Below are 13,856 nucleotides of genomic sequence, written 5' to 3' on the forward strand. Positions count from 1 at the left end.
TGAGCGCGTTGTCCGCCGGCGATTGGTCAATCCTGATCTGGCATCACTTTCAGCGCTTGGCGTCACAACAGGATCGCGTCAAGATCAATGCCACAGATGGCACCTGAAATTTCATGCTTTCGACGAAACCTCATCCTCGTCCAACTCATGGGCAAAATGCTCGACCAGCTTGTGTTTGAGGATTTTGCCCGTCGGGGCGGCGGGCAAGTCGGTGGCAACGACAATCCGCGCCGGGCGCTTGTATCCTGCAAGCCGTTCTGCCGCAAAGGCGCGCAGCTTTTCCACGTCCGGCCAATCATCTTTTGACGCCTGGACAAAAGCAAGAACCTGTTCGTCACCGGCAATCTTGCGCCCGACCACAGCGCATTGGATCACCTGGGGATGGTCGTTCAGCGCCGCCTCGACTTCGGGCGGGTACACGTTAAAGCCGCCGTGGATGATCAGCTCCTTGGTCCGCCCGACGATGTGCAAGTGCTCACGCGCGTCGATCCGGCCCAGATCACCCGTGCGCAACCAGCCCTCGGGGTCGATGGCTGCGGCGGTCGCCTCCGGGTTGCGATAATAGCCCTTCATCACCACCGGACCGCGCACCAGGACTTCGCCGACCCCGTCGCCTCCGCCCGGCACGTCCTGATCAATGTCGATTTCGACACCGGGCAGTGCCGGTCCCGTCGAGATGTCAGGGTCACCGAAGCTGTTTCGGGTCACGCAAACGCCGGCGGTGGTCTCTGTCATCCCATAGCCGTTTTGCAACGCAACGCCATAGAACGCCTCGGCCTCGCGCTTCCACGCGGGGTCCAGCGGCGCCGCCCCCGACGTCACCACGCGCAGGCTGCTTCCCGCGAGCGAGCGGTGCCCCTGTTCGCGGGTATATTGCATCAACAGGGCATGCATCTGCGGCACGGCCGACAACAACGTCACGCCATCATTCAGCGCGTCATATAGCCTGGCCACGGAAAAGCGCGGCTCAAGCCGGATGAACGCGCCGGCACAGGACACCGCCGTGACAATCGACGCAAGGCCAAAGACATGGGTGATCGGCAGAACGCCATAGATCACGTCATCCGCGCGCATGTCGCGCACCTTGACCGAAGCCTTTCCCGCAAACACCAGATTGGCATGGCTGAGCATCACACCCTTGGGCGCGCCCGTGGTGCCGGTTGTATAAAGGATGACCGCGATATCCTGATCCGCGTCGGGTGCCGACGGGAACGGCATCGCCAGATGCAGCGTGCCGAATGGGCCACTGATCCGGGCCGCCCCCATACGCTCTGCATGCTGTGCCGCCTCGGGCGAGACCTCGGTGGTCATCAACACCGCCGCCGGGCGGGCATGTTCGACGATACGATCGACTTCCCCGGCGGTCAGCCGTGCATTTACCGGGATCGCAATGGCCCCGATGCGCGAACAGGCAAAAAGCGCCGCAACGGTCGGCGCACTGTTTTCCGAAAGGATCAGAACCCGATCGCCCGGTCGCACGCCCTGACCGGCAAGACGCGCGCCAAGCGCATCACAGGCCGCATCAAGATCGGCATATGTCCAGCGCAGGCCGGTCGTATCGGCAAGTGCGGGCGCCGTGGGCCGCGTCGCGGCCTGACTGTCGAGAAAACTGTGCCAGCGGTCTGTCATCCGGAAAAATCCGGACGGCGCTTTTCGAGGAACGCGGCAATTCCCTCGGCGGCTTCCGGGCCACCGGCGGCATGGGCCATGGCGTTACGTTCGGCGTCAAGCTGTGCGGCTTCGCTGCGTTCATAGGCCGAGGCGACAAGGCCCCGGATCACCTGCTGCGCCTCGCGCGGGCCAGCCGCAAGCGCGTCGGCCAAGGCGTGCGCCCGTGCATCACAGGTTCCGGCGGGGACAAGCGCATTCACCACGCCGAGGGCATGCATCTGCTCTGATGAAACCGGTCTGGCCAGAAGACACATTTCCATTGCCAGGGGCCGGGGCAACATCCGCGCAAGCGCCGACGTGAGCCCGCCATCGGGAACCAGCCCCGCCTTGACATAGGCGGCGGTGAACCTGGCCCCCTCTGCCGCCACGATCAGATCACAGGCCAGAGCGAGCGACGCCCCCGCCCCTGCCGCGCCCCCCTCGACCGACGCGATCACCGGCACCGGACAGGCGTGAATCGCGCGGATAAGATCATGCAGATCGTCAATCTTGTCGCGCCGCTGGTCTTCGGTCAGCGTGCGGCGCTCGATCAGCACGTTCAGATCGCCACCGGCACAAAAGAACCCGCCTTCCGAGGTCAGGATCACCGCCCGAATGCGCGGATCGGCGGCCTGATGTATCGCCCGCATGATCGTCGCATAGAGTTCGGGCGACAGCGCACCGCGCCGCGTTGTGTTCATGTTGACCACCACCAGCCGGTCACCCATGTCATCGAGTCGTGCCAGGGTCATGATGCGGGCTCCTTTGCCAAATACTTGAAAACGCCATTTCCCGTGGCCAGCAACGTCCCGGCGGCATCGCGCAACTCGGCATCCGCATAGCAGATCGACCGCCCCGCACGCTTGATCATGCCTGTGGCAACCACCCGACCTTCGCGCACAGGCGCCAGAAACTGGGTATTGAGCGCAATGGTCAGGACCGGCGCCAAATCGTCGCCCTTCGCAAGCGAGGCTGCAAAACCGGCGCTGGCGTCGAGCATCATGGCGATGATCCCGCCGTGCAGGGTATCGTTCCGGTTGAGATGTTTCTGCAGGATGTCGAGCGTGACCCGCGCAGTCCCGTCCGGCGCCGCCAAATCCACCTCGTAGCCGATCAGCTGATGGGCACCGCTGATCGGCAATTTCGGCCCCCCGGTGGCGCGTCTGTCAGGCGGCGCTGAGTTCAATGAACCGTTCCATATGATAATCCGTATCCCCAAGCCGATGGTCGTTCATCACGATGCGCTTGGCGATATGGGCCAGCTCGTATTCCTGCGTCATGCCGATACCGCCATGCATCTGGATCGATTCCTCTGCGACCAGCCGGCCCACGCGTCCGATCAGGTTGCGGGCGGCGGCGATCTGACGATCACGATCCGCATCGCCAAGATGTCCCGCCGCATTGATCACCGCCGAACGGGCCTGCTCCAGTTCGATCAGCAGATCGGAAAAGCGGTGGGCCAGTGCCTGGAACGTGCCGATCGGCCGGCCGAACTGCTTGCGCGTCATCAGGTATTCGCGGGTGAGTTCCACAGCGGTTTCCATCGCACCCAGCGTCTCTGCCGCCAGCGCCACGTTGGCGGCAGCAACCCGTTCGGCAATGGCCGGGAAAGCATCGCCCGCTGTGCCAAGCCGGGCCGAGGCCGGCAGGCGCACATCATCGAGCGTGAGCTCGGCGGCCCGCCCTCCCGCAAGCATCGGATATCCGCGCTGACTCAAACCGCTGCTGTCGGCAGGAACCAGGAACAGCGAGATACCGTCGGCATCATCCACCGCCCCGCTTTCACGCGCCGAAACGATCAGATGGCCCGCAGCCTCTGCATTGGCGACCACGGCTTTTCGACCGTTCAGCACGATATCGTCCCCGTCGGCCTTGGCCGTGGTCTCGACGCGTGTCAGATCGTAACGGCTGGCCGGCTCGCCATGCGCAAATGCCAGGTGCACGCCGCCGCCGATCACCTCTTCGACAAGCGACTTTTGCGCGTCGTTTCCCAGCGCGGCGATCAATCCGCCACCCAGGACAGCCGTTTCAAGCACGGGCTCGACCACACCGGCCCGGCCCAGTTCCTCGAACACCGTGGTGATGTCGAACCCGGCGCCGCCAAACCCGCCATCCGCTTCGGTGAACAGCGCCCCCAGCACCCCGAGCTCCGCCATCTGCGCCCAGATATCGGACGAAAACCCGGCGTCGCTGTCGATGATCGCGTTGCGCTCGGCGGTTGCATAGCGATCGGCCAGGAACCGGCGCAGCGTATCCTGCAACATCTGTCGTTCTTCGGTCAGGTCAAAATTCATGATCAGCCCCCCATCTTGACCTTGGCGATAATGCCGCGCTGGATTTCATTCGATCCGCCAAAGATCGACAGCTTGCGATAATTGAAATACTCCGCCGCCAGATGACCGGCATAATCCGGCCCCACCGGATCATTGTCACCTTCGAGCGCCTCCGAGACAAAGGGCATCGCATACGGACCCGCAGCGCGGCGGGCGAGATCGTTGATCTCCTGCCGGATGATCGTGCCTTTCACCTTGAGCATCGACGCCTCGACTCCCGGCGCCTGCCCCACCGCAGCCTTGGAAATGATCCGCAGATTGGTGGTCGCCATCGCCATCAGGTCCATCTCGACCCTGGCGATCCGCGCCGCAAAATGCGGGTTCTCGATCAGTGGACGCCCCCCCGAAACCTCGGCACGGGCCATGCGCTTGACCCCGGCCAGCCCCGCTTGCGAGAAACCGACCCCGGCAATGTTGGTCCGCTCATGGGTCAACAGGTACTTGGCATAGGTCCAGCCCTTGTTCTCCTCGCCCACGAGGTTTTCGACAGGCACCTTGACGTTGTCGAAAAAGACCTCGTTCACCTCGTGCGTCCCATCCAGCAGGATGATCGGACGCACCTCGACGCCGGGCGTGTTCATGTCGATCAGCAGGAAAGAAATGCCCTCCTGCTGCTTGACGTCGGGGTCGGTGCGCACAAGGCAGAAGATCCAGTCGGCATGCTGGCCCAGCGTCGTCCAGGTCTTCTGACCGTTGACCACGTAGTGATCGCCCTCGCGCACCGCCCGGGTCTTGAGACTGGCCAGGTCGGACCCGGCCCCGGGCTCGGAATAGCCCTGGCACCACCAGTTCGTACCATCCAGGATTCGCGGCAGGAAATGATCACACTGTTCCTTGCTGCCGAATTTCATCAGCACCGGCGCCAGCATCGACAAGCCGAAGGGCACGACGCGCGGCGCATTGGCAAAGGCGCATTCCTCCTCGAAGATATGCCGCTGCACCGCGTTCCACTCGCAGCCGCCGTATTCCTTCGGCCAGTTCGGGGCCAGCCAGCCGCGCTCGTTCAGGATCGCGTGCCAGTTCTCCTGCTCCTCCTTGCTCGGATGCCCGCCACGCCGCAGCTTCTCGGCCAGTTCGTCAGGCAGTTTCTCGTCCAGGAACGCCCGCACGTCTTCGCGAAAGGCAATCTCCTCGGGGGAATAGCTCAGATCCATCGGTTCTCCTCCTGTTGTCCCGACCGGTTGCGCCGGGAGAGTCCGGCACCCCGTGCCGGACAGCGCGCGCCCGGCCCTCGACGGGGCGGGCGCGCGCCGCTGGCCTCAGTAGATTTCGAACAGCCCGGCGGCACCCATGCCGCCACCGATACACATGGTCACAACCCCAAGCCTTGCACCGCGCCGACGGCCCTCACGCATCAGATGGCCGACCATCCGCGCGCCGGTCATGCCGAACGGGTGTCCGATCGCGATCGAGCCGCCGTTGACGTTGCACTTTTCATCATCGATGCCCAGCCGGTTCCGACAATACAGCGCCTGGCTCGCAAAGGCTTCGTTCAACTCCCAAAGGTCGATATCATTCACGCTCAACCCGTGGCGCTCCAGAAGGCGCGGCACCGCGAAAACCGGTCCGATGCCCATCTCGTCCGGCTCGCAGCCGGCGACACAAAAGCCCTTGAACGCGCCCATCGGCTCGATATTGCGCCGCGCCGCCTCGTCACTGTCCATGAGCACGACGGCGGCCGCGCCGTCCGAAAGCTGACTGGCATTGCCAGCGGTCACGAACTTGCCCGCCCCGCGCACGGGCTCCAGGCCGGCCAGACCTTCCAGCGTGGTATTCGGACGATTGCATTCATCCCGGTCCACCGTGACCTCGTGCATCGAGATCTCGCCCGACTCCTTGTCCTTCACGGCCATGGTCGCTTGCATCGGGGCGATTTCCTCGTCGAACTTTCCGGCCGCCTGTGCGGCGGCAATCCGCTGCTGGCTACGCAAGCCATAGGCGTCCTGGTCCTCACGGCTGATGCCATAACGTTCGGCGACGATATCGGCGGTTTCGATCATCGTCATATAGATCGCCGGTTTATGCTCGAGAATCCACGGATCGGGCGCGGGACGCATCTTGGGTTGCACCAGGGTGATGCTCTCGACCCCGCCCGCAACCATCGGTCCGGCGCCGCCTGCGGTGATCTGGTTCGCCGCAAGCGCAATGGTCTGAAGTCCCGAGGAACAGAAACGATTGACGGTCATGCCCGACACCGTTACCGGCAGACCGGCGCGTATCGCGATCTGGCGGCCGATATTGGAGCCGGTTTCGCCTTCGGGCAAACCGCAGCCGATCACGCAATCTTCTATCTCTGACGGGTCCAGCCCGGACCGCTCGACCGCAACCTTGACGGCGTGCCCGCCCATGGTCGCCCCGTGCGTCTGGTTGAAAGAACCACGAAAGGACTTGGCCAGCCCCGTCCGTGCAGCAGAGACTATGACAGCCTGTTTCATGATGCGGCTTCCTTGTTCAGATCATCGAAATTGCGGTCTTCCGCCACCAGCTTCTCCAACAGCGGCGCCGGTTCCCAGAAATAGGCATCTTCCTCGGCCCAGGACCGAATGTCGGCGAGCAGGCCCGGCAGGCCCTCGAGATCGGCCCATTTCAGCGGGCCGCCGCGATAGCGTGGAAATCCGTAGCCAAAGAGCAGCGTCATATCCACGTCCAGCGGACGGCGCGCGATGCCTTCGCCCACGACCTTGGCGGCCTCGTTGACCATCGACGCCATGTAGCGGCGCACGATTTCTTCATCGCTGAAGTCTCGCGGGGTGATCCCCTGCGCGGCCCGTTCGGCCTCGATCAGGGGCATGACATCCGGGTTCGGAACCCGCGACTTGGGTCCGGCCGCATAGTCATAGTATCCCTTGCCGGTCTTCTGCCCGAAATGACCGTCTTCACAGAGCTTGTCCGCATATGAGCTGTCACGCGCCCGCGGATCCAGCCCCTCGGCGCGTTTGCGTTTGCGCACCGCCCAGCCGATATCCAGCCCCGCCAGATCGGCAACCGCGAACGGCCCCATGGCGAACCCGAAAGCTTCGAGCGCCTTGTCAATCTGATACGGGCTGGCCCCGTCCAGAATCATATGGTCGGCGCATGTCCGATAGGTCGACAGGATACGATTGCCGATGAACCCGTCACACACGCCCGCCCGCACGCTGATCTTGCGCAACCGCTTGCCAAGCGCAAAGCCCGTGGCCACCACGTCCGGAGCCGTCTTGTCGGCAACCACCACTTCGAGCAGCTTCATCACATGGGCCGGCGAAAAGAAATGCAACCCGATCACGTCTTCCGGGCGGCTGGTGATCGCGGCAATCTCGTTCACATCCAGATAAGAGGTGTTCGTGGCGAGCACCGCGCCGGGTTTGCACACCGCGTCCAGTTGGGAAAACACCTTTTTCTTGACGTCCATCTCTTCGAACACCGCCTCGATCACGAGATCCGCGTCGCTGAGTGCGTCGTAATCGGTCGCGAGTGTCAGCGCCTGCTCGGTCAGGGTCTCGAACTGCGCCGCGCTGATCTTGCCACGCTTGAGCGCGCCTTGCAGGTTGCCGGAAATTCGCCCCTTTGCCGCCTCTGCCGCCTCGGGTGACATTTCCAGCATGGTCACGGTCAGCCCCGCCAACAGCGCGGCGGTGGCAATGCCCGCGCCCATCGTACCGCCACCGATGACGCCGATGGCGTTCAGGTCACGTGGTTCGACCCCTTTGAGTTCAGGCAGCTTCGAGACGGCGCGCTCCGAAAAGAACGCATGGATCAGACCCTCGCGCTGATCGGTGTCCATGAGTTCCATGAACAATTCACGCTCGCGCGCCAGCCCCTCCCTGAACGGCAACTCACAGGCTGCCTGAACAGCGCGCACCGCCGTTGCCGGCGAGATCTGCCCGCGTCCCTTCTTGAGCACCGTCTCATATACCGCGTCGAAATCCACCGGTTCGGGCGCAGCCATTTCGCCAACCGGACGGCGCGGTGCGCCGGATGCGAGAAGTTCGCGTGTATAAGCCAAACCGATCTCGCGCGGCGTGCCCTCCTCGACCTTGTCCAGAATGCCCAGTTCAAGTGCTTCGTCGGCGCGGACGTGGCGACCGGTCGTGATCATGTCCAGCGCCGCCTCGACCCCGGCGACCCGTGGCAATCGCTGCGTGCCGCCGGCCCCGGGCAGAATGCCCAGCAACACTTCGGGCAGGCCCACCCTGGTCGCGGGCACCGCAATCCGGTAGTGGGTCGAGAGCGCGACCTCGAGCCCTCCGCCCAGGGCCGTGCCGTGCATCGCAGATACAACCAGCAGCGGACAGGCTTCGATCCGGTCACACACGCCGGGCAACATCGGTTCAAGCGGCGGTTTGCCGAATTCGCGAATATCGGCCCCCGCAAAATAGGTCGCGCCCTCGCCATAGATCAGAACAGCCTTGGCCCCATCCCTTTCGGCGCGTTCCAGTCCCTCGACCAGACCGACCCTGACGGCGTGTCCCAACGCGTTGACCGGCGGATTCTGCGCCTTCAGGATGGCAATATCGCCGTCCAGCTCGTAACCAATGGCCTCAGTCATGTGGCTCCCCCTTAGATTATTCAGCCGCAAGATGTGCGAATGCGGCCCCCGGATCAATCCCGAACATCATGCCGCGACTGCCGCGCAAGCCGAAACTTCCGACTCGCATTATTTCACTGTGCGGAACACTATTCCACAAAATTCCGCGCCTCGGACGCGACGTTCCGGCGCAGGACACAGGCAGGCCGACTGTGCAGTAGCTGCGCATCATCTGCCGGGCCATACCGGGCCGAATGCCTTCGATCAGCCGCACGATCCGGGGGCAATAGGCAGGGGCCAAACGGTGTTTCCTGTCTTGGTTTTCTACCTTCGGTAGCATAATCAGATGACGGGATAAGCCATCTGGAGCCGGACATGAAAACACTGGTAATCGCAAATTGCCACGGCGAGGGCATTCAGCAGTGCCTTCAGGGCTATTCACAGGATCGTAGAGATCAAGTTGATATTGTTAATGCGCTCAGCGCAACAGTGGATGAGGTGAGCGAGGACCGGCTGGCGCCCTATGACCTCATCATAGCTCAGGATGTCCGCCTGAATCGCAAGGAGTTTTGGAACGCTGTCAACAAATTCTCGAACGTGATTCGATTTCCTTTTCTGGTTTTTGGTGGTTTGACGCCGGATCATTCCACATTGCCGCCACTTCCGGGCAAGTCCGGGAATCCGAACGGAAATGTCTCGCGCATAGCCGCAGCCGCCTGTCATCGAGGCTTGACGCCCGAACAGGCGCAGGCGCTGTACAATCCTGAATTTGTCGCTCTCATGGGATATGAGAGCGGATTTGACACACAGCGCGCTGCATTCGTGAAGATGTTGTCGAATTATACGCCTCGTGCCGAATTTCTGTTCGAAAGCTGGCAGGCGCAGGACGTCTACTTTCACACCAGCAACCATCCCAAACTGTGGGTCGTCGAGGATGTGTTGCGCGATATTCTGGAAGCGCATGATATTCCTACGCCACATTACAAAATCTCCAACATTCTGGCCGATCCACTGGCGCAGCGTGGGATTCTTCCAAATCTGAACCATCCGGCTGCACGGAACCGGATCGATCGACAAGACCAGGTATTCAAGTTCGGCACCCAGATTGTCGACCTTGAAGGTGCCATTGCGAGAACTTACAGGCTGTACAAGGCTTCCCAAGGGCAGTGTGGCGTTTCTGACCAGGACCTCGCGCGTTTTGATACTGCTTATGCTGCCTATAGCAACCGCACGCCAGAGCCGCTGACAAACCCCTACAAATCCCGCCCCGCCCATTGCTATTGGTCACGTGCGGTTGCTCGCCCAGCCTCCGGTGATGTACGCCCGGGCGTCCATCTGCACCCTGTCATTGCCCGTGAAACACGCGTGGCAACCGCAGGAAGTTGTTTTGCCCAACACGTGGCGCGAGCCATGGTCAAAGACGGGTTGACCTATTACGTGGCTGAAAACGCGCCCGATGACATGCCGGAAGACATCGCAGCCGATCAGGGGTATGGCCTGTTCTCTGCACGCTATGGAAACATCTATTCGACCCGGCAGTTGCTGCAGTTGATCCAGCGCGCCTATGGCCGCTTTACCCCTATCGAGAATGCCTGGCCGAAAAACGGCGGCTATGTTGATCCGTTTCGCCCCAACATCGGAGAGCTGTTTGACAGTCCACAAGCCGTCGAGGCGGGGCGCAAAGCACATCTGGCCAAAGTACGCGAGATGTTCGAGACCCTGGACGTGTTCGTCTTTACGCTCGGGCTGACGGAAGGATGGTTTGACCGGCGCGACGGAGCGGCCTATCCGGTCACCCCCGGCGCTGTCACCAAAGGCGCTGATCCTGCGAATTTCGAGTTCGCAAACCACGACTACGGGGACGTAAAATCGGACCTGATCGCATTTCTGGGCGAACTGGCTGCGATCAATCCCCAGGCTCAGGTGGTTTTGACAGTCTCGCCCGTGCCGCTTATCGCGACGTATAGTGACACTGACGCACTGACGGCGACGACCTACAGCAAATCCGTATTGCGCGCGGCGGCTGGTGATGTCGCGCGAGACTATTCCAACGTGCAGTATTTCCCATCCTACGAAATCATTACCGGTAGCTACAATCGAGGTGCCTACTTTGGTGAAGATCTCCGCGAAATCGAAAGCCGGGGCGTCGCCCACGTAATGGAAGTGTTTCGTGAGAGGCTGGTCATCGGATCACAACAAGCTGATTCTCCGGGCGCAGAAGATGACAAAGCCACTGTTGACGATCAGATCCGCATCAATTTCGAGGCAGACATGGCACAGCAGATACAAGTCGTTTGCGATGAGGAATTGCTCGTTCAGGAGGAGTAGCTCAAATCATCAGAGTGTCCGGCCTTATGCGCAGCCATTCGCAGAATGCACGGCGGCTATGCCGAAAGGCGCCTAGCATATGTGCCTTCTCCGCTCTACCTGACTGGCACGGGAGGAGACCACAACACGACCGGAACTGACTCCAATGTCACACTACACAGCAGACCATCAGGCTTTTGCCCCCACGGGCAACGTTATCAGCCGCTTCTTCTCGACGATCGGCAATGCGCTGGTCCTGATGAGCACATCGAACGCGCGCATGCGTCATGTCGAAGCCTTGCAGCGGCTCAGCGACGAAGAACTCGAAGCGCGCGGCCTCAAGCGTTCGGAAATTGCACGTCACGTTTTCCAAGATGTTTTCTGGGCCTGACACCGATCGGGGGGCGGGCATGACCGCCCCCCCGATTTTCGCCGCACCTGCAGCGACCATTTTCATAGAACCGATCCCTTCGCACCGTGCATCTGAACTATGATGCGCGTTTTATGCGCCGCCGGATGCTGAAGCATGACGACCGGCATCCGTTGCTGGTCGAACAGCGCAGAACCACGTCGCTGGCGCAATGAGATCCGTATCGCCTCATTCATCCGTTCACGGCCCCGAAATGGCGGGAAAGGTCACGAATATCTGACCTGTCATTCCGCCTTGATTGAGGTAGAGTGCCGCCTGCGGGTGACAAAACCACAGCAGGAAACGGAATGAGTTTCGCGATCAGATTTATCGCAATCCTGATGCTTTGCGCGTCGACCGGTGCCGCCTCTGCGGCAACCGACCGGGTGGCGCTCGTTCTCGGGCTGGGGGCCTACCAGACCATCGAGCCGCTGGACAACACCCGCAGCGACGCCCGCGCCATCGCCCGCACGCTGGAAGGGATCGGCTTTGACGTAACCCTGTCGCTGGATGCCACCGGAGACCAGTTTCGCCAGTTGATGGACGATTTCGCCTTTCGCTCCGAAACGGCCGATCTCGCCCTGATCTATTTTGCGGGCCACGGTGTCGAGGTGCAGGGCGAAAATTTCCTGATCCCTGTCGATGCGCAAATCAACTCCAATCTCGACGTGCAGCGCCAATCGATCTCGCTCAAGCAGCTGCTCGCCTCGGTCGAGAATGCCCGCAAGATGCGGATCGTCATTCTGGACAGTTGCCGTGACAACCCGCTTGGCGATGCCATCGACCTCACGGCGTCCACGCCGGAACCGTCGCAAGAGACCGACCAGGCCACCCGTGGCGGTCACGGTCTTGCCCCGGCACGGCCGGACCGCGGTACGCTCGTCGCCTTTGCCGCGAAGGACGGTCAGGTCGCGCTGGATGGAACCGGTGAAAACAGCCCTTATGCCAGAGCCCTGATCGCGAAAATGGCGGAACCCAGCCTGGAGATCAGCCTGATGTTCCGGCAGGTGCGCGACATGGTGCTGGAGGAAACCAACAACCTGCAGGAGCCGCACACCTACGGCTCGCTCACCGGCATTCCCTTTTATCTGGCTGGTGCCGCAGACGGACAGGTCGACATTTCCGACATCTCCGGACAGGCGGCGTGGGCTGCGATAAAACCGGATCAGGAAGATCAGCTCATGGCGCTTGCCAAACTGGGTGACACGCGCTCGATGCTGGGTCTTGCCTACATGCGGTTGAACCCCAACGAAGGACGCTTTGACCCGGAGCAGGCCGTCGCCTTTCTCGAACGGGCATCCGCCGCAGGGTCTGCGGAGGCCCAGTTCGAACTCGCCAAGATTTACGAACGCGGCACCGGTGTGCCCGTGGATCAGGCGCGCGCACTCGAATTGTACCGGCAGTCCGCCGCACAGGATTATGCCGATGCGATCAACGATCTGGGCTTCATGCATTATCAGGGCGGGTTGGGCCTGCCCGCCAATCCGCAGAAGGCGCTCGAATTGTTCGAGCGCGCCGCTGATCTGAGACACCCGCAGGCCCTGTTCAATTTCGCCGCGCTGATCGATGACGGGCTGATCAAGACCAAGGGACCGACAGACGCCGCCGACTATCTCTATGCCGCGCTGCGATCCGGGAGCGCCGACGTGCTCGACCTGCTGACAACCCGCCCCAACATGTTCAGCCTTCAGACACGCCGCGCTCTGCAATCCCGGCTGAAAGATGTCGCGTTCTACGACGGGGCCATCGACGGCCAATTCGGTCCGGGCACTCAAAAGGCAATCCGCCTTGCATACGGTCTGACCGATTAAAGCGTTGAAATCTTAGATTTCAGGAAGCGTTGGGTGATTCAGGTTTATCGCGAAATGTTATAGCGGACCTGCGACGGATCAGCCGTCAGCATCCAACTCGTCGGAATGAAAGTCGATGTGGATATGGTTGCCATCCACGTCTTCCAGGTTCACCTGCACGATCGGCACACCCGGCACCGGATCAATCGTGTGACGAATATCGGCGGCCCGCAATCTTGCGCGCAAGCGGCTCAATCCCGTTGCCTGGAACGCGAAATGCTCGATCCTGGGCTCGATCGCGGCGCATTCTTCCTTCACGCCGACCAGATGGATGGCCGGGTGGTCACCGACATAGATCCACGCCCCCGGAAACGGAAAGTCCGGGCGCGCTCCGGCACTCAGCCCCAGAATATCCTCATAGAACTCAACCATTTCCGTCAGCTTTGTGGTCCTGACATTCACATGATCCAGACGAAGTACTTTCATTCTGTGGAAGTCTCCTTGAGGGCACCGGCGTATCAACCTTGCAGGATCAGGAAACAATAAACTGATTTTCGTCGAATCCGGCAAGAGCCGTTTCATCTGCATTCAGAACCTGACGTGCCCGGGCATGGTCACGAATTCCATGCCTTCGCGAATGACCGGTTGTGTGGTATGGTCGACCCACAACCAAGGATATTGAGGCGAACCGGAACTGTCATTCCGGTTCGGGAGCTGGATAACAATAACCGTGCAGTGCTGTTTTGCAGCGTTGTCCGGAACTTTGAAGAATGAATTTCAAGGCTATGCATCGGGACAGGCAGCCGCGCTGCTATCCCCGAACAGAGTATTCTATGGCCGAGCAACTGTTTCCCCACGTA

General features: G+C 61.4%; 11 protein-coding genes. 3 read left to right on the forward strand and 8 right to left on the reverse strand.

What is annotated here, in order from left to right; translation table 11 throughout:
- Positions 1 to 111: 111 nt before the first annotated feature.
- From AB9K34_RS12730 to AB9K34_RS12760, 7 genes are all read right to left on the reverse strand, one after another.
- Entirely contained in the window at positions 112 to 1,629 is a 1,518-nt protein-coding gene (locus tag AB9K34_RS12730) for a class I adenylate-forming enzyme family protein (RefSeq protein ID WP_369954801.1), read from the reverse strand.
- Positions 1,626 to 2,402 carry an oxepin-CoA hydrolase, alternative type gene (locus AB9K34_RS12735; protein WP_369954802.1) on the reverse strand — a complete coding sequence of 259 codons (777 nt, stop codon included), beginning with the start codon at positions 2,400 to 2,402 and terminating at the stop codon, positions 1,626 to 1,628. Before AB9K34_RS12735 ends, AB9K34_RS12730 begins: the two co-directional genes overlap by 4 nt.
- Positions 2,399 to 2,836 (reverse strand): PaaI family thioesterase, encoded by a 438-nt coding sequence (locus tag AB9K34_RS12740; RefSeq protein ID WP_369954803.1) that lies wholly within the window; start codon positions 2,834 to 2,836, stop codon positions 2,399 to 2,401. Before AB9K34_RS12740 ends, AB9K34_RS12735 begins: the two co-directional genes overlap by 4 nt.
- A complete protein-coding gene (locus AB9K34_RS12745) occupies positions 2,817 to 3,944 on the reverse strand; it encodes an acyl-CoA dehydrogenase family protein (protein ID WP_369954804.1) in 1,128 nt (375 codons plus the stop codon). The genes AB9K34_RS12740 and AB9K34_RS12745 overlap by 20 nt, the downstream gene beginning before the upstream one ends.
- Positions 3,945 to 3,946: 2 nt before the next feature.
- The gene (locus tag AB9K34_RS12750; protein WP_369954805.1) at positions 3,947 to 5,137 is read right to left on the reverse strand and encodes an acyl-CoA dehydrogenase family protein; all 1,191 of its coding nucleotides are present in this window, start codon (positions 5,135 to 5,137) and stop codon (positions 3,947 to 3,949) included.
- Positions 5,138 to 5,242: 105 nt separating this feature from the next.
- Positions 5,243 to 6,418 (reverse strand): acetyl-CoA C-acyltransferase, encoded by a 1,176-nt coding sequence (locus tag AB9K34_RS12755; protein WP_369954806.1) that lies wholly within the window; start codon positions 6,416 to 6,418, stop codon positions 5,243 to 5,245.
- The gene (locus tag AB9K34_RS12760; protein WP_369954807.1) at positions 6,415 to 8,511 is read right to left on the reverse strand and encodes an FAD-dependent oxidoreductase; all 2,097 of its coding nucleotides are present in this window, start codon (positions 8,509 to 8,511) and stop codon (positions 6,415 to 6,417) included. Before AB9K34_RS12760 ends, AB9K34_RS12755 begins: the two co-directional genes overlap by 4 nt.
- Positions 8,512 to 8,865: 354 nt before the next feature.
- Between AB9K34_RS12760 and AB9K34_RS12765 the strand changes: the two genes are divergently transcribed.
- The 3 genes from AB9K34_RS12765 (at position 8,866) to AB9K34_RS12775 (ending at position 13,017) form a co-directional block, all read left to right on the forward strand.
- On the forward strand, positions 8,866 to 10,818 hold the full coding sequence (locus AB9K34_RS12765) for a GSCFA domain-containing protein (protein WP_369954808.1): 1,953 nt from the start codon (positions 8,866 to 8,868) through the stop codon (positions 10,816 to 10,818).
- 145 nt (positions 10,819 to 10,963) lie between these two features.
- On the forward strand, positions 10,964 to 11,188 hold the full coding sequence (locus tag AB9K34_RS12770) for a DUF1127 domain-containing protein (RefSeq protein WP_369954809.1): 225 nt from the start codon (positions 10,964 to 10,966) through the stop codon (positions 11,186 to 11,188).
- A 326-nt stretch (positions 11,189 to 11,514) separates the two neighbouring features.
- On the forward strand, positions 11,515 to 13,017 hold the full coding sequence (locus AB9K34_RS12775) for a caspase family protein (protein ID WP_369954810.1): 1,503 nt from the start codon (positions 11,515 to 11,517) through the stop codon (positions 13,015 to 13,017).
- A 78-nt stretch (positions 13,018 to 13,095) separates the two neighbouring features.
- Here the strand turns inward: AB9K34_RS12775 and AB9K34_RS12780 are convergent, their stop codons facing one another.
- The gene (locus AB9K34_RS12780) at positions 13,096 to 13,482 is read right to left on the reverse strand and encodes a VOC family protein (RefSeq protein ID WP_369954811.1); all 387 of its coding nucleotides are present in this window, start codon (positions 13,480 to 13,482) and stop codon (positions 13,096 to 13,098) included.
- Positions 13,483 to 13,856: the final 374 nt, after the last annotated feature.

The organism is Sedimentitalea sp. XS_ASV28, from assembly GCF_041224545.1.
GTDB lineage: Bacteria > Pseudomonadota > Alphaproteobacteria > Rhodobacterales > Rhodobacteraceae > Sedimentitalea.